The sequence below is a fragment of the Novosphingobium organovorum genome, assembly GCF_022832435.1.
Lineage (GTDB): Bacteria > Pseudomonadota > Alphaproteobacteria > Sphingomonadales > Sphingomonadaceae > Novosphingobium > Novosphingobium organovorum.
Map to the genome: position 1 here is coordinate 40,521 of NZ_JALHLF010000014.1, position 24,012 is coordinate 64,532.

The 24,012-nt window shown below is 66.6% G+C and carries 16 protein-coding genes; 10 read left to right on the plus strand and 6 right to left on the minus strand.

Annotated elements, in window-relative coordinates:
- Positions 1-145: 145 nt before the first annotated feature.
- Complete coding sequence (locus MTR62_RS06260) at positions 146-2,422, minus strand: FdhF/YdeP family oxidoreductase (protein ID WP_244018088.1); 2,277 nt, start codon at positions 2,420-2,422, stop codon at positions 146-148.
- A 262-nt stretch (positions 2,423-2,684) separates the two neighbouring features.
- Here MTR62_RS06260 and MTR62_RS06265 point away from each other — a divergent pair, with 262 nt between their 5' ends.
- On the plus strand, positions 2,685-3,782 hold the full coding sequence (locus MTR62_RS06265) for a zinc-binding metallopeptidase family protein (RefSeq protein WP_244018090.1): 1,098 nt from the start codon (positions 2,685-2,687) through the stop codon (positions 3,780-3,782).
- Between the two features lie 24 nt (positions 3,783-3,806).
- Here MTR62_RS06265 and MTR62_RS06270 read toward each other — a convergent pair whose 3' ends face one another.
- On the minus strand, positions 3,807-6,611 hold the full coding sequence (locus MTR62_RS06270; protein WP_244018092.1) for a DUF3857 domain-containing protein: 2,805 nt from the start codon (positions 6,609-6,611) through the stop codon (positions 3,807-3,809).
- Positions 6,612-7,172: 561 nt separating this feature from the next.
- Here MTR62_RS06270 and MTR62_RS06275 point away from each other — a divergent pair.
- The 9 genes from MTR62_RS06275 (at position 7,173) to MTR62_RS06315 (ending at position 19,091) form a co-directional block, all read left to right on the plus strand.
- A complete protein-coding gene (locus MTR62_RS06275; protein ID WP_244018094.1) occupies positions 7,173-9,593 on the plus strand; it encodes a TonB-dependent receptor in 2,421 nt (806 codons plus the stop codon).
- Between the two features lie 311 nt (positions 9,594-9,904).
- Positions 9,905-11,176 (plus strand): MFS transporter, encoded by a 1,272-nt coding sequence (locus MTR62_RS06280; protein WP_244018096.1) that lies wholly within the window; start codon positions 9,905-9,907, stop codon positions 11,174-11,176.
- A 163-nt stretch (positions 11,177-11,339) separates the two neighbouring features.
- Positions 11,340-12,554, plus strand: a complete 1,215-nt coding sequence (locus MTR62_RS06285) for an aromatic ring-hydroxylating oxygenase subunit alpha (RefSeq protein ID WP_244018098.1) — start codon at positions 11,340-11,342, stop codon at positions 12,552-12,554.
- A gap of 181 nt (positions 12,555-12,735) precedes the next feature.
- Positions 12,736-13,221, plus strand: a complete 486-nt coding sequence (locus tag MTR62_RS06290) for a VOC family protein (protein ID WP_244018101.1) — start codon at positions 12,736-12,738, stop codon at positions 13,219-13,221.
- A gap of 178 nt (positions 13,222-13,399) precedes the next feature.
- Positions 13,400-14,182, plus strand: coding sequence for a 4,5-DOPA-extradiol-dioxygenase (gene ygiD, locus MTR62_RS06295; protein WP_244018103.1), 783 nt, complete (start codon positions 13,400-13,402; stop codon positions 14,180-14,182).
- Between the two features lie 71 nt (positions 14,183-14,253).
- Complete coding sequence (locus MTR62_RS06300) at positions 14,254-15,348, plus strand: acetamidase/formamidase family protein (RefSeq protein ID WP_244018105.1); 1,095 nt, start codon at positions 14,254-14,256, stop codon at positions 15,346-15,348.
- A 99-nt stretch (positions 15,349-15,447) separates the two neighbouring features.
- Positions 15,448-16,260, plus strand: a complete 813-nt coding sequence (locus MTR62_RS06305; protein ID WP_244018107.1) for a TauD/TfdA dioxygenase family protein — start codon at positions 15,448-15,450, stop codon at positions 16,258-16,260.
- Positions 16,257-17,516 carry a serine hydrolase domain-containing protein gene (locus tag MTR62_RS06310; RefSeq protein ID WP_244018109.1) on the plus strand — a complete coding sequence of 420 codons (1,260 nt, stop codon included), beginning with the start codon at positions 16,257-16,259 and terminating at the stop codon, positions 17,514-17,516. The genes MTR62_RS06305 and MTR62_RS06310 overlap by 4 nt, the downstream gene beginning before the upstream one ends.
- A gap of 135 nt (positions 17,517-17,651) precedes the next feature.
- Positions 17,652-19,091 carry an MFS transporter gene (locus MTR62_RS06315; RefSeq protein ID WP_244018111.1) on the plus strand — a complete coding sequence of 480 codons (1,440 nt, stop codon included), beginning with the start codon at positions 17,652-17,654 and terminating at the stop codon, positions 19,089-19,091.
- A 15-nt stretch (positions 19,092-19,106) separates the two neighbouring features.
- Here MTR62_RS06315 and MTR62_RS06320 read toward each other — a convergent pair whose 3' ends face one another.
- The 4 genes from MTR62_RS06320 to MTR62_RS06335 form a co-directional block, all read right to left on the minus strand.
- The gene (locus MTR62_RS06320) at positions 19,107-19,355 is read right to left on the minus strand and encodes a hypothetical protein (protein ID WP_244018113.1); all 249 of its coding nucleotides are present in this window, start codon (positions 19,353-19,355) and stop codon (positions 19,107-19,109) included.
- Positions 19,356-19,451: 96 nt separating this feature from the next.
- On the minus strand, positions 19,452-21,830 hold the full coding sequence (locus MTR62_RS06325; RefSeq protein WP_244018115.1) for an acetamidase/formamidase family protein: 2,379 nt from the start codon (positions 21,828-21,830) through the stop codon (positions 19,452-19,454).
- Positions 21,831-21,956: 126 nt separating this feature from the next.
- Positions 21,957-23,342 carry a zinc-binding metallopeptidase family protein gene (locus MTR62_RS06330; protein WP_244018117.1) on the minus strand — a complete coding sequence of 462 codons (1,386 nt, stop codon included), beginning with the start codon at positions 23,340-23,342 and terminating at the stop codon, positions 21,957-21,959.
- Positions 23,343-23,390: 48 nt separating this feature from the next.
- On the minus strand, positions 23,391-24,012 hold a 622-nt coding region (locus MTR62_RS06335), incomplete at its 5' end, for an MFS transporter (protein WP_244018119.1).

A 24,012-nucleotide genomic window follows, 5' to 3' on the forward strand; every position in this document is an offset into this window, starting at 1 on the left:
CCGCGACACCGCGCACGAGGCGCCGCCCGAGCGCACCCGATGGCCGGACAGGTATCGGCTATACGCAAAGGAAAGTCACGAGGGCCGTGAATCGTTCCAAAACACGAAAAACCTCAGGATCATGCCCCTCGACGTATCCCCAGCGTCAGACCTCGATCCGGACCGGCACGCCCTTGCTCGCCGGGGTCTTGGCCAGTTCCTCGTGGTATTCGAGCGGGACGAGCGGGTTGAGCTCGGGAAAATAGCCCACCACGGCGCCCTTGGGCAGATCGTAGGCGCGCACCGAAAGCCCCGACACGCGCCGCTCGATTCCATCGCCCACTTCGGTAACGAGCGAGACTTCCTGATATTCGTGCAGGCCCAGCCGGACGATTTCCTCAGGACTGATGAGCACGATCATGCGGTTACCCTCGAGCCCGCGCAGACGGTCCGAAAAGCCGTAGATGGTGGTGTTGAACTGATCGTTCGAACGCAGCGTGACCAGGTGCATCCCGCCGGGATGGTCGCGGATGCCGCAGGCGTTGAGGACCGTGGGGGTAGTGAACTCGGCCTTGCCGCTCTGGGTCTTCCAGATGCGCTCGTGCGCCGGATTGCCCCGGTAGAACCCGCTGGGCTCGTGCATGCGCCGTTCCATGTCGTAGAACTGCTCGGGATAGGTCTGCGCAATGAGATCGCGGATGCGCGCGTAATCCCCGCGCCAGGCGTCCCACTTCCAGCGCGGATTGGGATCGAGCGTGGCCTTGGCCAGTTCGCAGATGATCGCCGTCTCGCTCATCAGGTCCTCGCTCGCGGGCTTGCGCTTGCCCTTCGAGGCCGAGACGTGGCTGAAGCTGTCCTCGATCGAAACCCACTGGTTGCCCGTTGCCTGGATGTCCTCCTCGGCGCGCACGAGGCAAGGCAGCAGCCACGAAGCCTTGCCCGGCATGCAGTGCGTCTTGTTGAGCTTGGTGGCGATATGGACGGTCAGCTCCATCGTGCGCCAGGCGGGATAGACCCGGTCGTGATCGGGCACCGCCCGCGCGAGGTTGCCGCCAAGCCCGATGTAGCCGGTGTTGGTCCCCGCGATCAGCGCCTCGAGGAATTCGACCGTCGTGTGCCCGTCCTCGGCCGGGGTTTCGAGGCCAAGCACCTCGCGGTACTTCTCGACCGGGGCGAGCGCGACCTTCTCGGTGATGCCCACCGTGCGCTGGCCCTGCACGTTGGAGTGGCCGCGGATCGGCGAACAGCCCGCGCCCTGGCGGCCCATGTTGCCGCCCAGCAGCAGCAGGTTGACGAGCAGGCCGATCGCCTGGCTGCCGTGGACGTGCTGGGTCAGCCCCATGCCGTAGATGCCGATGACCTTGGAACTGTCGGCGTAGATGTCGCCCGCCGCTTCCATTTCGGCGCGGGTCACACCGCTCGCTTCCTCCAGTTCCTCCCACGAGGTCGCCGCCAGCTTTTCGAGGAAATCCTCGAGCCCGTGCGTGTGCTGGTCGAGGAAGGCGGTGTCGAGCACGCGCCGCACGCCCATCGCCTGTGCCTTCTCGTCGCGTTCGAGCACGCGCTTGCAGGTGCCCATCAACGCCGCGATGTCCCCGCCCGGACGCACCTGGAGGTAGAGGTGGCTCATCTTCGTCGCCTTGCCGAAGGTCATCTGCAAGGGGTTCTGCGGGCTGCGAAACTCGGTAAGCGCCTTTTCCTTGAGCGGGTTGAACACCACGATCTTGCACCCGCGCTTCACCGCCTTCTGCAAGGGGTGGAGGATACGCGGCGAGTTCGTCCCCGGATTCTGGCCGAGGTAGAAAATCGCATCGCAGTGTTCGAAATCCTCCATCTGGCAGGTGCCCACGGACGATCCGGTAACCTTGCGAAGCCCGACCGAAGTCGTCTCGTGGCACATGTTCGAACTGTCGGGCAGGTGGTTGTTGCCGTACATGCGCGCGAAGATCGCGTAGAGGTAGCTGGGTTCGAGCGCGGCCTTGCCGCTGGCGTAGAAGGTCACGCCCTTTGGATCGAGCGTGCGCAGCTTCGCCCCGATTGCCGAGAACGCCTCGCTCCAGCTGGTCGGCACGTAGTGGTCACTGACCGGATCATAGCGCATCGGCGTGGTCAGCCGCCCGGTCATCTCCAGCTCGTAGTCCGACCATCCGGCCAGCTCGCTCACCGTGTGCGCGGCGAAGAAATCGGGCGTGCAACGGTCGCTGGTAAGGTCCCATAGCGTTGCCTTGGCGCCATTTTCGCAAAACTCGAAAGGCTTGGGCTCGGCCGACTTCACCCAGGCGCACGAGGTACACATCGTCCCACCCGGCTTGTTGAGCTGGCGCAGCGTGTCGAGCGCGGCGGGCTTGGCCTTTTGCGAACGTTCGATGCGCGAAATGCCCCGCAACGATCCCCAGCCACCAGCCGAGCCACTGTACGATTGGGCCTTGGGGGGCTTGGACATGAACTTTCTCCGGTCTTTTCGCGCTCATCACGGGCAATGCGTGACGCCTAGACCTGGTTCCACGTTTCGCCAAGCACCCGCAAGGGGTAACCTTTGCGATGGTGTTGCCAGTGCCAGATTGGCAACACACCGGCAGGCTCTGGACCCAAGCCGGACGCGGTGCGTTAAAGCATTTCCCAGTCAGGTGGAATCACCTGACGGTTCAGAAAATGCGTAAAAACAAATATCTAGAGCACGATCCATTCGACCAGGAACCTTCCCAATGCGCGCGTTCGCCTGCCCTTCTTGCCACCAGCCGATCCACTTCGAAGCCCGCATCTGTCCGCATTGCGCCGCGACGCTCGGCTACGACCCGCAGATCGACGCCTTCTGCCACCTCACCGATGCCGCCACGACCTGGCGCGATGCCAGCGGTGCGCGGCGCGCCGTCGTGGTCTGCGCCAACAACAACGACTACGCGATCTGCAACTGGATGGTGGGCGAGGACGAAGCCACGCCGCTGTGCCGCGCCTGCCGCCACAACCGCACCATCCCCGATCTGGCCGAGCCTTCGGTCCCGCCGCGCTGGGCCCGGATCGAGGCCGCCAAGCGGCGCATGGTGCACACCGTCCTCAAGCTCGGCCTCCCGCTCGAGACCAAGGCCCAGGAGACGCCCCGCCACCAGGGCCTCGCCTTCGATTTCCTCTACGACCCATCGGCCGAGAACGCGGGCACGCCCCAGGTCATGACCGGGCACGAGGCGGGGCTCATCACGCTCAACCTGATCGAGGCCGACGATGCGCAGCGCGAACGCATCCGCCAGTCGATGGGCGAACCCTACCGCACCCTGCTCGGCCATTTCCGGCACGAAGTGGGCCATCACTACTGGGCGCGGCTGGTTGAACCCAACGCGCAGGCGCTGGAGGAATTCCGCCGCCTCTTCGGGGATGAACGGATCGATTACCAGCAGGCCATCGCCGATCATTACAGCGGCGCCTCGGACACCGTGTGGACCCAGGCTTACGTCAGCGCCTATGCCACCGCGCACCCGTGGGAGGACTTTGCCGAGACCTGGGCGCACTACCTGCACATGGTCGACCTCCAGGCCAGCGCGCAGGGTTTCGACCTCAGCCTCCACCTGCCCGGCGACGGGACGGTGCAAGGCGACGTAGCCGTCTCCTTCGATCCCTATCGCGCCGATGGCGCCACGCTCACCGCACACATGGAACCGATCGCCTTCGCGCTCAACACGCTCAACCGCTCGATGGGCCTGGGCGATGCCTACCCTTTCCACCTGACGGAGGCGGTCGTCGCCAAGCTCGATTTCATCGCCCGCCTCGTGGCCCGCAGCCGTGCCGGGGCGATGGTCGACTGCGACTGACAGGAGACAGGCGAATCGACCGCTCTAAGGCTTCAGACCATAGCTTTCGAAGTCACGCACCTGCCCCGGCTGGATCTTGGCGAGGTAGGCGATGTAGCTGTCACCGCTGCCATCGCCCATGCGGCGCAGCGCGATCGCGCGGAAGTAGCGGGTCGAGGTCTGGTCGGGCGCCAGCGCCAGCGCGGCGTCGGCATCGGCCTTGGCCTTCCCCGGATCGCCCAGCTGGAGCCAGGCAAGCGCGCGGCTGTCGAGCGCGGCCGAGGCCATGCCCGATTGTTCGACCGCCTTGTTGCAGGCGTCGATCATGGTGTCCTCGCCAACCTTGAAGCGCGCGCGAAACCAGCACGAGGAATTGTAGAGGTAGGCCTGCCCAGGGCGTTCCTCGATCAGCGCGTTGATCGCATCGAGCCCGTCCTGCGCGCGGCCGCCATAGGCCAGCACGTCGGCCCGCACCTCGACGAACGAGGGGTGCTGTTCGCCGTAATCGTCGAACTCGTCGATCAGCGCCAGCGCTTCCTGCGTCTTTCCGGTGCGCCCCAGCACGCCGGCCAGCGCCCGCGCCGATTGCGCTGAAGGATCCAGCTCGAAGGCCTTGCGCGCATCGAGCAGCCCCGCCTCGAAATTGCCCATAACCCTCTTGAGCAAGGCGCGGCGGCGATAGGTGGCAGCCGAGGGATCAAGCTCGATCGCCTTGTCGAAGTCCTTGAGCGCGCCGGCCAGATCGGTCGTACCCCAGCGGAAGCTGGCGCGATTGAGGTAGGCATCGGCATCGTCGGGCTCGCGCGCGATGGCCTTGGCGTAGGCTTCCTCGTAAGGCGCGATGCGAGCGCGGTACTCAGGCAGGCCCAACTGCCACTGGCGCACCGCATCGGCCGGCGAAAGCAGGAACACCGCCGAATTGGCGATGCGCGCGGCCTTGCCCTTTTCCGCCGCGATCTCGCCCGCGGGCAACTCGCCGCCCAGCGATTCCACCGATTCCACCACGTGCAGGCGATGGTCGGTCAGGGTTGCCGTGCGCTGCAGGCGGTTGCCCGCGAACGTCATGTCGAGATCGGGCCGACCGCGCAGGAGGTAGCCGTCCTCGTCCTCGGGCAAGAGCACGGTCAGCTCGGTGACCTGGTTCGAGGCGAAGCCCAGGTTCACCGGCATGTCCTTCCACAGGGCGCGGGCACGGTCGGGGTTGAAGGTCACGTCCTTGCTCGGCAGGTCGCCGAAATCCTCGCGCTTGCGCACGCCCTGGCGTTCCCAGTTGCCGCTCTGGATGCCGGTCACGTCGATATGCGCGGTCGCGCTGTCGGCATCGTAGCTGAGCGAGCCGCCGGTGATCACCAGATTGGGCAAAGTGGAACCCGCGAATTTTTCGATGATCTCGTCTTTCTGTTTCTCGCTCACTTGCGCCACGATCGCGCCGAGATTGGCCCCGATCGCACCCGACAGGCTGGCCCTTGCGGTCACCAGCGTGGGCAGGTCGATCCCGCCACGCTCGTCGAAGGTAAGCGCGACCCGCGCCTGCGGCACACGCGGCACGCGCGGCGCGATGGCCATGAGTTCGGCGCCCGCGCGCCGCAGCGGCAGGCCATTGCGAAAGCCCGGCGTATCGCCCAGATTCGCCAGCCGCGTGCCCGCCGAAGTGCCATCGAGCCAGTATTCGCCTCCCGCGATCGTTGCCCGCACGAGCACGTGATCGAAGGCGTTGGGCATCGGCAGAAGATCGGGCACCGCATCGCTCGCGCTCGAATTGACGAGCACCGGTTCGGCCGCGATCTGCAGGGCATCGAGCAGCGCAAGCAGCAGGTAGGTCTTGGCCTTGCAATCACCGTAGCGCAGCTGCCAGGTCTGCTCGGGCGTCTGCGGCACGTAGTTGCCGGTCGCCATGCCGTTCATCTGGTAGCTGATCTGGTCCTGGACGAGCTGCGTGGCGAGCGCCGCGCGGGTCAGCGGATCGGCGCTCTGCCCCGCAATGCGCGCCACTTCGCCCGCGAGCGCGCTCCCTTCGGCGATGGTCCCCTTGGGATCGTAGAGCGGCGCGAAGATCTGCGAAACCTCGGCCCAGCCCCGGAACGTGCCGGCCTGGATCGCCGAGGGGCGACGATAGCGCACCGGCGCATCCTCGGGCATGTCCTCGGGCTTGGCCAGCGGCAAGGCGATGGTCAGGCGATGGTCGCCCGCAATCTCGCTCTCCTTGACCGCGACCGTCCCCGGCCCGGTCTTCCACACGACGTGTTCGGCCTTGGGCCAGGAAATGATCTCGCGCGCGAAACCCGCCTCGGTCGGGGCGGCGATGAGCGGGTTGGTCAGCTGGACCTCGCCCTTGAGCGTGGGGTCGTGGATGGTCTGGGTATAAGCGATGCGCAGCACGTCGCCCATCTGCAGGCCGGGCACCGCCAGCGTCGCGGTCAGCGCGCCGTCGAGCGTGCGCTGTTCAAGCTGCGTCTCGCGCCGCAGCACGGTGTATTTCGCCCCGCCCGCCAGCACGTCGATCACCTGGCCGCCGCGCAGGATCTGGACCCGATGGACGATGAGATCGCCCTTGTCGGGCTGCCAGGCGGCCGAACTCGTCCCCGCCTGGGTGAGCGCCTGCGGCGCATCGAGCTTGATCGCGCGGTCGACATAGATGCTCAGCACCCCGCTCTCGATGCGCTGTTGCACGTCGTAGAGCGCCAGCGGGGTCTTGCCCGCGGTGTCGATGTCCTTGTCCTTGTAGGGCTCGACCCACCTGGCGGGCGGCGCGTAGAGCACGTCCTCCCCCGCCTGGGCCGGCCCCACCGCCAGCAGGGCCGCTCCGGCAAGCGAGGAGACCCCGGCCAGACACAGTGAAACGAACCGCATTTTACCCCCTCATTTCGCACTCTTGTATACAATAGTGGCAAGATCGTCGGGCGATGGCAACGGGGCGATTGGCGCCATGATGGAGCATCTCGCCCCACGGCAGGAGAGACCGCGCGGCGATCATGGACAATTGACCAGTATTGCGCGCAGCCCGAAGCCCAGGTGCCCCACAGCGCACGATGGAGGAACGCCGGCAGCGTAACGACGCCGTGGCCGCGCTCTTGTCGCTGGCCTCCCCTTGCGCTTGATCGCACGCGCCCCCCTGCCCCTTTCGGCAACACGCGCGCGTGTCCGGTGCGCCGCGCCGCAGCGCACTCTTGCCATGCCGCGCCCGCGATGCCACCTGTCCAGACCCGCGAAGGCGGCAGGCGCCGCGATTTTCGGGCGCCTGCGGGCCTCTTGCCGCGTATCAACGAGGGTCTACCGTCAAGTACTTATTCGCACGCGCACAAGACCCGAGCCCCCACTTCTCGCCAGCTTCACGGTCAAGCGATCTAACGAGAACGACAACGGTCGCGTCCACGGGATGGGTACTGAATTTCACGGTTTGGGGAGCTTTACATGCTGAAAAAGAAGCAAATTGCCAGGGCTCTGGCCTGTAGTGTCTCACTTGCGGCGTTCTGTGCGGGAAGCGTCCGGGCCGAAGCAGCCGACACCGCCGCCACCAGTCCGGCCGCGACGAGCGATGAGGGTTCGTCAACCACCGGCCTGCACGACATCGTGGTGACAGCCGAACGCCATGAGATCACGCTGCAGGATGCCCCGCTGTCGGTCTCGGCGATCACCGCCGACGATCTCAAGGCCTCCAACATCACCGACATCACCGGGCTCAACGGCACCGTCCCCGGCCTCGTCGTGGCGCGGTCGGGCGGCGGCGAGCGGATCCTCTCGATCCGCGGCGTGGGCTCGGAAACGCCCGAGAACACCAACACCCAGCCCGGCGTCTCCTACCACATCGACGGCGTCTACATCTTCAACTCGATCGCCGCCTCGGCCGCCTTCATCGACGTGGCGCAAGTCGAGGTGCTGCGCGGGCCGCAGGGCACGCTGTTCGGCCAGGGTTCGACCGGCGGCACGATCAACGTGGTGAGCAAGGAACCGAGCACCGATGCGCTGACCGGCGAAGTCAACGCCGGGATCGGCAACTACAACTACAAGGAAGGCAACGCCGCGCTCAACGTGCCGCTGACCGACACCCTGGCGGTGCGCGGCGCGTTCCAGTTCACCAAGCACGACGGCTACGCCTATGCCACCGCGGTCGAGGGCGTGGACAAGTACCAGCTCGACAACGAGGACAACACCGGCTGGCGCCTGGGCGCCAAGTGGTCGCCCACCTCGAACCTGTCGATCACGCTCAACACCATCCAGTATTCGAGCAACACCAACGGCCCTGCGCAGCGCAACATCCTCGATCCCTCGGGCGATGCGCGCGTGCTCACGCAGGACTATCCCGGCCGCTCGCAGGTCAAGACCCAGCTCTACACCGGCACCATCCGCTACGAAACGCCGATCGCGGTCATCAAGTCGATCTCCAGCTACCAGAAGCTGCATTCCGAACAGGCCTGGGATTCGGATGGCCTCGATTCCGACCTGTTCTACGCCGAAACCTACAACGCGGCGACTTACGGCGGCTACACGTATGACCACGTGCCGCTGTGGCGCTCGGACACCAAGAGCTGGACCCAGGAAATCAACGCGACCTCGAACACCAACGGGCCGCTGAGCTGGGTCGTCGGCGCGGTCTACCTGCATTCGAAGAACAGTCAGTACATCAACGAATACAACGGTTCGGACGATGACGGGCTGCGTTCCGCGCTTCCCGTCGACACCGCGTGGGACGACGATGCGGTGCAGTACCTGAGCTACGCCGAACTGTCCTCGATCACCCGCAAGGACTACGCCTTCTACGGTCAGGCGAGCTACGCCATCACCCCCGATCTCAAGCTGACCGCGGGCGCGCGCTACAACCACGACGAAGCCTCGGGCATGTACGACAGCATGTCGGGCGGCGAATCGAACTGGACCTCGGGCAACTACCTCCAGCCCTACAGCACCGGCACGCGCACCGCGCACGCCTGGACCGGCAAGGTCGCGCTCGACTACCAGTTCACGCCCACCAACATGCTCTACGCCAGCTGGACGCGCGGCTTCAAGCCGGGCGGCATCAACAGCGCTTCCTCGGCCGGGTCGAGCGCCTACTACGCGCTGGGCTGGACCGATTCGATCAAGCCCACCTACAAGGAGGAAATCGTCGACTCCTTCGAGATCGGCACCAAGAACCGCTTCCTCGACAACACCTTGCAGGTCAACGCCTCGGGCTTCCTGTACCTCTACAAGAACATGCAGTTCCTCGAGGAAGACCCGATCCTCTACGGCGAGGGCATCAGCAACGCGCCCAAGGCGCGGATCTACGGGCTCGAACTGGAAACCTCCTATGTGCCCACCAAGCACCTGCGCTTCGATGCTTCGGGCTCGTGGCTCGAGGGGACTTTCACCTCGCACTACGACGCGCTCGATCCCTCGGACGCCACCGCCGCGCAGAACGCGGCCGGCTATCCCGACTGGCTGTTCTGGAGCAACTACTACGCCGCCGCCGTGGCGCGCGACAGCGCGCGCAAGGACATCTACGGCAACCGCGTGCCCAAGCTGCCGCGCTGGCAGGGCCAGGCCGCGGTCACCTGGAACGACCACGTCGGTCCGGGCGAACTGAGCGCGCGCGCGCAGGTGATCTATCGCGGCAAGTACCAGTACCGCGTGTTCAACGAAGGCTCGACCGACACCGTGCCCGACTACACGCAGGTCAACCTCCAGCTCAAGTACGAGCCCGACGACACCAACACCACCATCACCCTGCGCGTGACCAACCTGTTCAACACCGACGGCGTCAACTCGCGCTTCTCCGATCCCTACGGCAGCGCGCAGGTGTTCGACACCTACATCCCGCCGCGTCAGGCGATCCTCTCGTTCGGTTACAAGTTCTGAGCCGCCATCCGGCCTGAACCGGCACGAACACACGGACCGATCCCGCATCGGTCAGGCGGGCGCGGCAGCAAAAGCTGTCCGCGCCCGTTCCTTTTGCGCGCTTGCAGCATCGCGGCGCACGAGGCATCATGCCCGCGATGTCTGCCAGATCGCCCCACTTTGCCCGTTGCGCGCCTGCAACCAGCGCGGCGGGCCTGTGCGATCAAGCGAAGAGGCGTTCTCCATCAAGAGTACGGCGCCGCAACGTAGAAACATGCCTGCCGACGAATCCCGGAGCCTCTTCCGGGGCGTCGCTGTAAGCAGGAGAAGCCATGCCCCGCTCCATCCAGGTCATGTTCGCCGCCTCACTGGCATTCTTTTTCGTGACCGCCACAACGTTCACGTCGCTGGGGTATGTCCTTTACATCATGGTCGACCAGCTGCACTGGTCGAAAGCGGCGGCGGGCTTCAGCTTCGCGCTGCTGGGCCTCGCCTGTGGCCTCGCCAGCCCGCTCCCGCCGCTGCTGATGAAGAAGATCGGCACGCGCATGACGATGGTCGTGGGCGCGGCGGTCCTCGCCAGCGGCTTCCTGCTTGCCGCGCTGGTCCATTCGCTCGCGCTGTTCTTCGTCGCCACCTCGCTGATGGGCGCAGGCTTCACCCTGCTCGCCCCCTCGCCCGCGATGTACCTGCTCGCCAACTGGTTTCCGCGCAGCTCGGCACGGATGATCGGGTTCTATTTCATGGCCGGGGCCTCTGGCGGGATCGTCGGGCCGCTGATCGTTGGCGCCATCGCCGGGGCGACTGGGGACTGGCGCCTGCACTGGATGGTCATGGCCATCGGCGCGGCGCTGCTCGGTCTGGTCTGCCTTGTCTGCATTCGCGACACCGCCGCGATCAAGAACGTTGCCGATGTCGGCGCGGCCGCGGGCAAGGACCCATCGGGCAAGGAAATTCCCGATAGCGGCTTCACCGTGCGCCAGGCGCTGTTCAGCCGCGCCTTCATCGTCCTCGCGCTGATCCTGACGGTGGTCCAGACGGTCGTCACCGCGACCCATTCGCTGCTCGTCGCGCATATCGCCAATCTGGGCCACGGCGCGGAGCCGGGCGCCATCGCGATGAGCCTGCTCGCCTTTGCCGGGACGGCGACCAAGGGCGTGACCGGCGCGGTGTGCGAACGCGTGCCCCCGCGCCTTATCCTGATCACCGGACTGCTGTTCCAGGCGGCGGGCATGGGCCTGCTCGCCCATGCGCCGGGCGTGCTCGTCGCGGTCGGCGCCTCGGCGCTGTTCGGCGCAGGCTGGGGCATGGCCTGGCTTTCGGGGCACATCCTGCTGCTGCGCTACTTTGGCCCCCGCCTCGCCGGTGACATGACCGCGATGGTCACCACCGTCTCGACGCTCGCGGTGTTCGGCCCCATCGCGGCCGGGCGCGTGGCCGACGTCAGCGGGACTTATGCGCCCGCCATCGTGGTCTTTGCCGTGCTTCTGCTGGTCGCCGCGATCGCGGGCGTGCTGCTGCTCCAGGCACCGCGCCCGCTCGTCCAGCGCGACGAGGACAGCGCGCTCGACGCCGACACGCTCAAGTTCGAACCGGCCGAATGAGCCGTCATCCGGCCGCGCGACACGCGGTTGCAAGGCCGGTCAAAAATGAGGACGCGCGCGGCCAAGCCACCTGCAGCGCGCGCGTCTAGGATCACGGTGTTGTCGCCCGGCGCCCGGCGCGCCGCGACTCCTTCCACAAAAAGCAACACGGGAACAGGCACGCATGACACTCCTCACCGACCAGTTCTTCGACAGCCTCGCCAGCTCGAAACTGGACACGCTCGAGGCCGAGACGCTGCCGCGCGAATGCTACGCGAGCGAGGAATTCCACGAATTCGAGATGGAAGCGGTGTTCGCACACGAATGGCTGTGCGTGGGCCGTGAGGAATGGCTGGAAAACCCCGGCGACTACTTCACCGTCAACCGCGTCAACGAACCGATCGTGGTGTGCAAGACGCGCGAGGGCACGATCAAGGCGCTGTCCTCGGTCTGCCAGCACCGCGCCATGCTGGTCGCCGAAGGGCACGGCAACGCGCGCGCTTTCGTGTGCCCCTACCACCACTGGACGTATGATCTCGACGGCGCGCTGGTCGGCGCCCCGGCGATGAACCGCACCTGCAATTTCGACAAGAAGGCCGCCTCGCTGCCCGAAATCCGGCTCGAGACCTGGCACGGCTTCGTGTTCATCAACCTCGACAACGCGGCCGAGCCGCTTGCCCCCCGCCTCGCCGCGCTCGAACCGGTGGTCGCCAACTACGATTTCGCCTCGCTGCGCGGGCCGCGCCCCGAAGAGCCCACCCTGTTCCCGTGGAACTGGAAGGTCATGCTCGAGAACAACAACGACGGCTACCACGCCAGCCGCCTCCACGCCGGGCCGCTGCACGACTTCATCCCGAGCGGGCTTGCCTCCTTCCCCGAAGTCCCGGCGGACAGCGCGGGCTATTACCGGCTCAACGGCACGCTGCACAAGAACGCCGGGTTCAACGCGACGCAAAAGTCGATCTTCCCGGTCTTCCCCAAGCTGACCGAGGAGGAGCAGAACCGCCTGCTGTTCGTCAACCTGCCGCCCAGCCTCTCGCTCGTCGTGCTCAACGACAGCGTGATCTACCTCATCATGGACCCGCAGAGCGCCCATTCGCACAAGCTGACCATCGGCACGCTGATGGCGCCCGAGGCGATGGACGACCCGCTCTACGAGCTCAAGGTCAAGATGACCGACGAGGCGGTCGAGCGTATCGTCGCGCAGGATTTCCACGTCGACGAGCTGGTCCAGCAGGGCCTGCGTTCACGCCACGCGCCGCGCGGGCGCTATTCCTGGCAGGAGGGCGCACAGCGCCTGCTCAACGTCTGGCTGGTCGATCGCTACTGGGCCGAATGGGACCGCCGCCGCGGCCCCAGCGCGCCGGTGACGAAGATCCGCTCGGGCGCGGTGGGCTGACGCCCCCCCCTTCCTCACACACTTCGAGCTGCGGCGTCCGGCCTCGTCCGGGCGCCGCTCTTCTTTGTTCCCGCCCCGGTGCGACGAGCCGGGTCGCGCCCGGTCAAGCTTTCGTGCGCGGGTTGCGCAGCGCTTTCGCCCCGCTCGCCGCTACGCCTCTGCGACGCATTAGGGAGCACGTATGACCAACAGCCTGATCTTCTTCGACATCCCCAGCGACGATCCGGACGCCGCGGGCAGGTTCTATGCCGAGGTGTTCGGCTGGGAGGACGATCCGCGCCTGGGCGGGCGCTACCACCGCATGGTTCCAGGCGGCATGTTCAAGAACCCGGACGGGTCGGACAGCGAAATCGGCAATCTGCACATGGGCATCGGCGATGTCGCCAACATGCGCCCGCATCCCGCCCCCGAAGGCATCGAACCGCGCGGTCCCGCCACCGGCGGACGCGGCCCGCGCATCTGGATCCTGATCGGCGACGACGACACCCCCGAGCGCATCCTGGGCAAGGCCGAGGAACTTGGCGCCACGGTGCTGTGGCGCAACCATTACTGGGCCGAATTCAACGGGCTCAACCACTGCTTCGTGGACCCCTGGGGCAACCACATCATGCTCTGGGGCAAGGCCGGCAAACCGCCGGTGATCCCGGCGGACTACACGCGCGAATAAGCCGCCACACGAGGAACGCCTTGCCGGTCAGCGCACCAGCCATGGGCCAGCCACGGGGCGCGCACGACAAATTCTTGTGCGTCCGCTCCCAAGACCGGCACGGCCCCTCCTCATAGCCTTTGCCCCATAGCCTGCCTTTTTCGCCAACGCGCATCACCCAAGAGGAGCATCCCCTGCCATGAGCCGACTTCCCATCGTCTTCTTCGGACATGGAAGCCCGATGGTAGCGCTGGAAAAGAGCGCTATCACGCGCCAGTGGAAGGCGATGGCCGATCGGATCGGCCGGCCCAGGGCGATCCTGTGCATCTCGGCCCACTGGCAGACGCGCGGCACCGCGGTTACCGCGATGCCAAGCCCGCGCACCATCCACGATTTCGGTGCCTTTCCGCAGGCGCTGTTCGACATGCAGTACCCCGCCCCCGGCGATCCCGAACTGGCGCTGCGCGTGCGCGAGCTGCTCGCGCCGATGGAGGTCACGCTCGATACCGGCTGGGGGTTCGACCACGGCACCTGGACGGTGCTCGTCCACGCCTATCCCGAGGCCGACATTCCGGTCGTCCAGCTCGGCATGGACCTTGCCAAGACCCCGCAGCAGCACTGGGAAGTGGGCCGCAGCTTGCGCGCTATGCGCGATGAAGGCGTGCTGATCATGGCCAGTGGCAACATCGTCCACAATCTGCCCGCGATGGACTGGGGCAACCCGCTCGCCGAGCCCTACCCCTGGGCAAAGGCCTTCAACGACACGATGTGCCACGCGGTCGAGAGCGACACGCCCGAAGTGGCCATCGATTACCAGGCACTGGGCGATGCGGCGCGCTACGCGGTGCCTTCCGCGGACCATTTTCTGCCGCTGCTCTATTTCCTGGGCGCGCGGCACGAAGGCGAAAAGGTCGAATTCGCCCCGCACTTCATCCAGCACAAATCGCTTTCGATGACGAGCATCCTGATCGGCGCCGACTGAGCGCTTTACAGCGCCCCCGCCGATCCGAACCGCTCGCATCCCCTCCCTTTCCCGCCCCTACAGGAGTTTCGATGGCTCTCATCAACCCCAAGTCCGACACCGTCCGAACCATGACGATGCCCGGCGCCCTGCACCACCTCAAGGCCACGCCCGAGACCGTGCACTGGGGCTACTTCTCCCCCGAGATCAAACCGGTTCTGCGCGTCAAGAGCGGCGACCTGATCCACGGTGAGGCGATCACCCACCACGCGGGCGACGATCCCGAGCTGATGTTCGACGAAAACATCCAGCGCATCTTCACCGAGATCGATCCCTCAACGCGCGCGCCGGGCTGCCACATCATGACCGGGCCGATCTATATCGAGGATGCGGAACCGGGCGACATGCTCGAGGTGCGCTACTTCGAGATGAAGCCGCGCCACAACTACGGCTCGAACCTCCAGGCCAACTGGGGCCATCTCTACAAGGAGTTCGACGAGACCGAGCGGGTGACGATCTACAAGCTCGATCCCAACGCGATGACCGCCAGCGCGCTCTACGCCTACGATGTCGAAGGGGTCTACACCACGCCCGGCCGGATCACCCACTGCCCCGCGTGCGACCGTTCTAAGGCGCTGCCCGGCATCACCATTCCCGCCCGCCCGCACCTGGGCACCGCAGGCGTGGCCCCGGCGGTCGATGCCCCGGTCAGCACGATCCCGCCCGGCCTGCACGGCGGCAACATCGACAACTGGCGCATCGGCGCGGGCGCCAAGATGTACTACCCGGTGCAGGTCAAGGGCGGCCTGTTCTCGATCGGCGATCCGCACGTCAGCCAGGGCGACGGCGAGATTTCGGGCACCGCGATCGAAAGCTCGCTCGACGTGCTGTTCCAGATCATCCTGCGCAAGGACTTCGCCTTCCCCTCGCCGCTGCTCGAGACACCCGACTACTGGATCGTCCATGGTTTCGGCGAGGATCTGGACGTCGCGATGAAAAGCGCCTCGCTCGACATGATGCACCTGCTGACCGAACATCAGGGCCTCTCGCGTCACGACGCCTATTCGCTGATGAGCGTGGCAAGCGACTTTGGCGTGACCCAGGTGGTCGATGGGACGCAGGGCATCCACTGCAAGATCGAACGGCGCATCTTCCCCGACAAGGGCACGGTGCAGGACCCCGAATAAATTGCTATTGCGGCAATGCCCGCAAGGCGGCGGCCGGCGAAGCGAACCATCGCGCTCGCACCACCGGCCACCTCCTCCGGGCGCTTACGGAGAGTGACGATGAGCTATGAAACGATCGACGTGCGGCCCGTGACCAAGCGGATCGGCGCGGAGATCTTCGGGGTCGACCTGACGCGGCCGCTCGGCAACCAGACTTACGCCGAAATCCGCACCGCGCTGCTCGAACACCAGGTGGTGTTCTTTCGCGACCAGCCGATCGATCACGAGGCGCATCGCACCTTTGGCCGCGCCTTCGGCCCGCTCGCGATCCATTCGGCGGTCGCGGGGATCGAGGGCTATCCCGAAATCGTCCAGATCCACGCCGACGCGACGAGCAAATACATCGCGGGCGACAACTGGCACTCGGACCTCTCGTGCGATCCCGCTCCGCCGATGGGCTCGATCCTCTACATGCACACGATGCCCAGGGACGGGGGCGACACGCTGTTTTCGAGCATGTACGCCGCTTACGACGCACTGTCCGAGCCGATGAAGCGTTTCCTCGAACCGCTGACCGCCGTCCACGACGCGAACCCGGTCTACAAGGCGATCTTCCCCGACATCGACAAGACCTACGAGTGCAACACCCACCCGGTGGTGCGCACCCATCCCGAAACCGGGCGCAAGCTGCTCTTCGTCAACTCGTCCTACACCACGAAGATCAACGAGCTGTCCAAGGCCGAAAGCGACGCGGTGCTGCGCTGCCTCTACGACCATGTAAAGGACCCCAATTTCCAGGTCCGCTTCCGCTGGCAACCGCACTCGATCGCGTTCTGGGACAACCGCTGCACGCAGCACTTCGCGGTGTGGGACTACTTTCCCGAAACCCGCTCGGGATACCGCGTGACGGTCGCGGGAGACAAGCCGTTTTGAAAACGGGCGCCGCGCTGGCCGGGTTCGCGCTGCTCGTGGGCCCTCCCGCCTTCGCGCAGGAACCGGCCCCGGCCGCGCGCACGCTCAAGGCCGAACTGGACGCCATGGTCGCCCATGGCGAACTGCCCCAGGCGCTGGTCCTGATCGAACAGCATGGCCAGCCGCTGGCCGAGATCACCACCGGCTATGCCAATGTCGCCAAGCGCACGCCGATCCGGCGCGATGCGCTGTTCCGGCTCTATTCGATGTCCAAGCCGATCACCACCGTCGCCGTGCTCCAGCTGGTCGAGGCGGGCAAGCTCACGCTCGATACCCCGGTCGGCCGCGTCCTGCCCGATCTGGCGCACCTGCGCGTGTGGAACGGCTCGAACGCCTATCCGCCCGAGACCGTGGCGGCGGACCGGCCGGTGACCATCCTCGACCTGCTCACCCACACCGCAGGGATCACCTATGAGTTCATGGGCAATACCCCGGTCCAGCGCTACTACCGCGAGCATGGCGTAGGCCGGGTGACGCAGGCGCAGAGCGGCGCCCCCGAGGCCCCGCCCGCACGCGACCTTGCCCAGCTGGTCCAGCGGCTGGGCCAAGCCCCACTGCTCCACCAGCCCGGCGGCCCGTTCAGCTACGGCTTTTCGACCACGGTGCTGGGCGCAGTGGTCGAAAAGGTCAGCGGGCAGAGCCTCGATGCCTATTTCCACGATCACATCTTCGCGCCGCTGGAGATGACCGATACGACCTTTGTCGTCAGCGACGCGCAGGCGCCCCGGCTGGTCACCGGCTACGCGGCAAGCGGCGACGGGCTGACCGCAGTCGACCCGCCCGAAACCTCCGAGTACCGCGATCCGAACCGGCTGCGCGACGGCGGCGGTGCGCTCGCCGGAACGCTCGAGGACTACCGCCATTTCGCCGAGATGCTCGCCCATAAAGGGCAATGGCGCGGGCGGCGCATCCTGTCCGAACACCTGGTGGACCAGATGTTTTCGATGCGCCTGCGCACCGGGGGAGGCGAGCATCTCGATACGCCCTATGGCCTGGGCCTCGCGCTGGGCGATGCGGGCACCGAGGAACGCGGCAGCCTGCCGGTCGGCACGGGAAGCTGGTCGGGCTCGGCCAACACCTATTTCCTCGTCGATCCGGTCCACGACGCGGTGGCGTTGGTGATGACCAACGAACTGACGCCGGGCGCCAGCGTCGCGCGGACCTGGAAACTGCGCGCGGCGATCGACCGCGCCACGCTCGCGCTCATCAAGCGCTGACCGATAGGGGCCGGGCGGCATGGACAAACCCGGAGCGCTTGCACATAGGCAGGAGGCTTCGCGGCCAACCGGTCATCGCGTGGCCCTCCCCGGCGGTGCACTTCGCGTCGCTCCCGACAGTCAGGCAGCCCGACGATGACGCAGACCTCCTCGCCCGACCTTCAGCCCGCCACGCTCTCCCCGCTCCACTTGCGGCTGATCATGGTGCTGGTGACCGGCGCGCTGTTCATGGAGATCCTCGACGCCTCGATCATCATCACCGCGCTGCCCAGCATGGCCCGCGATTTTCACTCGAGCGCGGTGGGACTCAACATCGGGGTCAGCGCCTATCTGGTGACGCTGGGCATCCTCATTCCGGCCAGCGGCTGGATCGCCGAACGCTTCGGCACGCGGCGCATCTTCACGCTGGCCATCGCGCTCTTCACGCTGGCCTCGGCGCTGTGCGGACAGGCGGGCAGCCTTGCCGAATTCGTCGCGCTGCGCGTGTTCCAGGGCGCGGCGGGCGCGATGATGGTGCCCGTCGGCCAGGTCATCGTGCTCCACTGCACCCCGCGCGACAAGCTGATGGTGGCGATGTCCAACCTCATCTGGCCCGCGCTCATCGCGCCCGTGGTCGGCCCGCCGATCGGCGGCTTCATCACCCAGCATCTTTCGTGGAACTGGATCTTCTATCTCAACGTGCCGGTCGGGCTCATCGCGATGATCGCGGCGTGGAAGCTGGTGCCCGACAGCCATGGCGGCGACAGCCACCGCGCGTTCGACTGGCGCGGCTTTGCCATCACCGCGATCGGCACGTTCGCGTTGCTCGCGGGCATGGAAATGCTGGGCGCGACCGGGCGCCTGCCCAGCCTCGCGCTGATCGGCGCGGGGCTCGTCATCCTGCTCTTCGCCTATCGCCACATGCGCCGCCACACAGCGCCGATGGTGCGGCTCGACAACCTCGCGATCGTAACCTTCAAGGCGACCATCCGCGGCGGCTCGCTCTCGCGCGCAGGGGTCGCCTCGGTGCCGTTCCTCGTGCCGCTGCTGCTCCAGGTCGGCTTCGGCTACAGCCCGTCCGAGGCTGGCCTCGTGCTGATCGCGCTGTTCGCGGGCAATCTCGCGATGAAATCGGTGACGACCCCGGTGCTGCGCACCTTCGGCTATCGCCGCGTACTGATCGGCTCTTCGCTCGCCACTTTCGTGGGCATTGCCGGTGGCGCGCTGCTCACCCCGACCACGCCGATCCCGGTGATCTGCGCCTTCCTGTTCTTCTCGGGAATGACCCGCTCGATGCATTTCACGACGCTGGGCACGATGGCCTTCTCGGACATTCCAAAGCCGCAGATGGGCGATGCGACGAGCCTGTTCAACACCTCGATCCAGCTGATGATGGCCAGCGGCATCGCGCTGTCCGCGCTGGCGGTGAAGCTGGGCGGCCCGCTGGCGGAAAAGCTCGGCGCAAGCGGCCCGGACATGGGCTACCGCTTCGCCTTCCTGCCGCTCAGCCTGCTGTGCCTGGCAACGCTGGTGGAAGCGCTGCGCCTGCCCCGCGATGCCGGTGACAGCTTCGTCGGCCGCAAATCCGGGACCTGAGAAACCCCAGGGTGTTCAGGTGCGCGGTGTCTCGCCGCGCAGCCAGCCGCGCGCCTTCTTGAGGCAATAGGTCCACACCACGACCGGCGATCCCGCCAGCAGCAGGACCAGCGCGAATTCGAGCGGACGGCTGACAAGCGCGCCGATCCCCGCAAAGCCCACCGCGACAAGCACGAGCATCGCGGCCACCAGCGTATAGACAAGCGCCCCCAGGACAAGCGCTACGGCAATCAGTTTGGGTAATCTGGGCAGTTTGGGTACCATACACGCGCCGCTAGCACGCCCGCGCGGATCCGGCCAGCGGGCGGATTGTCCATTCGAGGCACCTCGCCCCAGCCAAGCCCTAGCTCGTGAACGCCCCTAGCTCGTGAACAGGGCCTTGCGGATCACCGCATGGACCCCGTAATTGCCGTTGACGATCTGGCTCACGCCGAAGTCCACCCCGACCGAGAGCAGCGAGATCGCCTCGTCCTCGGTCAGCTGCTTGGCGGTCATCAGGAAGCGGCGCGCCTTGCGAAAGGCATCGCGCATGGCCTCGTCGATCGAGCTTTTCTTGTAGACCTCGCTCTGCGCATCGGCGCCCAGTTCCTTGAGGTAATCGGGGTGCGAAAAGCCCATGATGACCCATTCGGTCTCGGTCTCGATCAACGGATAATCGACGTCGCGCAGCTGCTCCATGAGCCCGGCCGCCTTGTGGTGAACGACCTGGATCAGCGCGGTCATCGAGCATTCGATCGCGGTGCCGCACAGTTCGCTGTCGCCTTGCGAGGCGTGCGGATCGCCAAGCGAAAGCAGCCCGCCCTCGACCTGCACCGGCAGAAACACCCGCGCGCCCGGCCCGGTCCTCCAGTTGTCGAGATTGCCGCCATAGGAGGACGGCGGAACCGAATCGACAAGCCCGTTGTGCGCGGGCGCGAGCGCGATGACCCCGAAGTGCGGGCGGATCGGGATTTCGACGTTGCGCAGGACGTCGAAGTTCTTCTCGACGCTGGCAGGATCGACCGGAACGCCGGGATAATCGTAGCGCGCGTGCGCCACGCCCGAGGGGTCGACCTGCTCGGTCCAGCGGTAGGAATAGACCGCATGGGCGATCGGCGGGCGCGAACCGCTCGCCTCGACCTCGTAGATGGTGATGACCTCGCGCTGCTTGGGCTCGGTCAGCAGGTCGTGGTAATGGAACCCCCAGTAGGTCGCCGCGTTCGAGCCGAAGCACTTGCCGGCAAAGCGCGGATTGCCGCTCGGCCGGGGCTTGAGGTCGAGAATGCGCACCTCGATGAGGTCCCCGGGCATCGCCCCCTCGATCGCGATAGGCCCGGTGCAGATGTGCACGCCAAAGCCCTCGCCCGGCCCGCGACCGACCGCGCTGGCATCGATCGGCCCCGCCCCGCGCCGGTTGACCGCCTTGCCGCTCTCGTCCCAGCGGTAGACGCTTTCGGCCCCGCAATCGCCGTGGACCATGCGCTCGGCATCGTCGTTGGCGTGGTGGGTGAGCGTCTCGATCGTCACGAAATCGCCCGAACGCACGCGAAGCGCGGGCTTGAGGTCCTTGCTGAAGTAGCCCCAGTGCACCGTCTCGGGCGAGACGGGGAGGTGGTGATGGCGGATCTGTTCGCCTTCGGGGCGCGGGCTGTAGGGCGCGCCGATCCCGGGCGGAACATTGGCGGCCAGCGCATCGCCCTGGCCATCGGGCTCGCCCCCCTCGGCGCTCTCCTCGCCCGCAGGTTCGGGTACGCTCTCGCTGCGGTTCGCCGCCCCCTCGCCCGGCCCCGGCTTGCCCCGGCGCAGCAGTTCAACCGCCTCGCTTTCCTGCGGCTGGCCCTTGCGGTACTCGCGCGGGGAGATGCCGTACTGCTCGCGAAAGGCCCGGCTGAACGAAGCGGAATCGTTGAAACCCCATTCGAACAGGATGTCCGAGATCGATTTCTGCACGTGCAGCGGGCTGCGCAAGTCGAGCCGGCAGCGTTCGAGCCTTCGCACCTTCACGTAGTGCCCGAAGCTGTCGTTGATCGATTCGAACAGCTTTTGCAGGTAGCGCGGTGAAATGCCGTGCTCGGCGGCGACCTGCTGGTAGTTGAGATCGGGATCGGACAGGCGGATCTCGATGGTCTGGAAGATCCGCTCGAGCAACGCGGCGCGCATCCCCGCCGCGCCCCCCAGCGCCTTGGGCGGCGCGTTGTCGAGCAGGCTGGTGACGAGGAATTCGGGAAACGCCAGTTCGACCGGGCGGGCCTGGTCGGTGTTGATATCGTTGATGGTATCGGCGAGCGAGCGCAGCATTCCGGCAAAGACCCGCGCCGTGCCGGTGTCGGTCGCGATCTTGCGCGGCGCGGCGCCGACCGGGGTCTTGAGCCGGGCCGAAAGCTCGGAATGCGGCACGTGGACGATCAGCGTGCGGTTGTCGCCCGCAAAGGAAAGCTGCACCGCCGCATCGCCCTGCCCGCAGATCAGCTCGCCGTCGGCCAGCCGCAGCTCCTGCTTGGCATCGCGCATCGTCGCACTGCCGTCGAGCAGCATGGCCACCCAGTAGGACTGGGGCTGTTCGCGAAAGTCGATGGTCCAGGTCTGCGCGGTGCCGGTGACGCGGGTAAAGCTGATCCCGGTGCTGGCCTTGAACTGGATGAGCTCGCCGTAGAGCGTTGCCTCGTCCGCCTCGTCGAGCGTCAGCGACAGGCGCTTGAGCGCAAAGCGCCAGGCCTCGCGGCGCTGCTCCTTGGGGTAGACATTGGTGGTTATGCGCAAGGGATCGTCACCCCTGTCCGAACGGCATTTGCGACACGCGGTGAACGTCCTGTACCATGGGCGACCATGCCCGCATGGCTACCCCGCACGTCCCCATACGGCAAGCCGCGCGCGGCGCTTTCGCGCTCAGTTCTCGAAGGGCGTGGCATCGCCGTAGACGCTGGTCGGCCCGTCCTCGTGCGGCGCTTCGCCGCGCCCGCACACGGCAAGCATGGTCAGCGCGTAGACCAGCGCGCTCGAAGCCATGTCGGCGGGCGTCGGGCGCCAGCGCGGCATTCCCGTGGTGACGGCGGGAATGCGATGCATGTTGAACACGTTATGATCGCGCCACATGCTCGAATAGACCGGATGCGCGGGCGCGAGCGGTTCGCCGCGTGCCAGCCGCGTCGCGGCATCGACGGCGCCGGTCAGCGCGGCCACCTCGTCCGCACGCGCCTCGAAGCCGTGGCGCACGACCACCGGCTCGACATCGAAGCCATCGAGATCAACGCCGCGCATCGCCGCGACGATCCCGTGCATCGCATCGGCCGCCTTCTGGCGCGGGTTCAGGCCGACCTCGAGATAGAGCGCGACCAGCTCGGTCCCGGCGCCAAAGTCGGTCGGCATGCCCCCGCGCACCGAGGAGAGCTGGACCTTGGGGCAGACCGCCCCGCTCGCCGTCTCGATCACCGAGGCCGCTTCCCATGTCTGCCCCCAGCCGTGCAGCGCCTCGATCACGGGGCCGAGGCGATAGATCGGGTTGGGGTGCGCGCTGGCCTTTTCCGGTGCTTCGAGGATCGGGGTGAACATCCCCTGCCCATAAATGCGCACGCGAAACACCGCGTAGCCCGAACCCTGCCAGGTCAGCCCGAAGTCGGTGCCCTCGGCCGCGATCGCGTAATCGGGCGCGACGCCGCCGTGGTGGAACAGGTAGTGCGCGCCGATGTCCTTGCCGAGATAGTCGATCCCTGCAAATTCCTCGATCGGCTCAGGACCGATCTCACCCGGACACGCGGTCAGCCAGGTCTTTCCGGCAAGGCCAATGCCCGCCTTTTTCAGCGCCTTGGCCGCGATCAGGAAGCAGGCCATCGGCCCCCGGTCGTTGGAGATGGGAAAGCCGCGCAAGGCGCCGTCCTCGTCGAGCCAGCAGCGCGTCCACTCGGGATCGGCCATGGTGCTTTCACGGTACCGAAAACGGTCCTGCGCGGCGATGCCGCTGGGCGCCTCAGTGTCGAGATGCGCGGTGAACAGCAGGTTCGCGCCGCGCGCGGTGCCGCCGTATTCGCCGATGATATTGGGCCGCTCGGGCACCGCGCCGACCTTGCGCGGGTGGAATCCCTCCTTCGCCATCCAGTCGTGGACGAACTCAGCCGCCGCCAGTTCCTCGCGCGAACGGCTGGGAATGTTGCCCAGCGTCAGCGCAAGCTCGACCAGTTCATCGGTGTCGATCGCCGCCGCGATCGCCGCGCGCTCGGCCTCGCTCACCGCATAGGGCGCGCGGGCGGGGTCGGCGAAGGCGGGATTATCGGCCACGAAGATGTCCTCTCAACAACGGGGTATATCTCAAAAAAGCGTGAACGCTCAATGCGATGGCATAGGAACGCCGTCGAGCGAAGGCGCCTCTTCCTCACCATAGCGCGGCAAGGCGGTCAACAGCGCCATGCCGGTCACGAGCGCCGCGCCCACCCCGATCAGCGCCGGGCGGTAGGAATGGACGTGGTCGAACACCAGATCGAGCAGGACCGGGGTCACCCCCTGCGCGGCGATCACCGCCGAATACATCGCCCCGATGATTGAGCCGAAATGGCGTACCCCGAAATAGCGCGCGATAAAGTAGGGCAAGGCGCCGAACTGGCCACCAAGGCCGACCCCCAGCAGCACGCCGGCCAGGATCAGCAGCGGCGTGCCCTGCCCGAATTCGAGCAGCGCCAGCCCGACGATCGCCATGCCGTACATCGGCACCGCCACGCGTGGGGTCTGGATCACGTCCATGATCCGCCCGGTGGCAATCTGCCAGGCCGAGGTCGCCAGCGCAAAGACGCTGACCACCGCCGTCCCGGTCGCCACCGAAAGGCCGCGATCGCCCAGGATCGGCACGACATGGCTGAACACCGCCGTCGTCCCGCCCGCGCCCGCCGCCACGGCGACGAGCACCAGCCAGAACGTCGGCCGGGCGGCGGCTTCGCCCAGCGTCAGCCCCTCG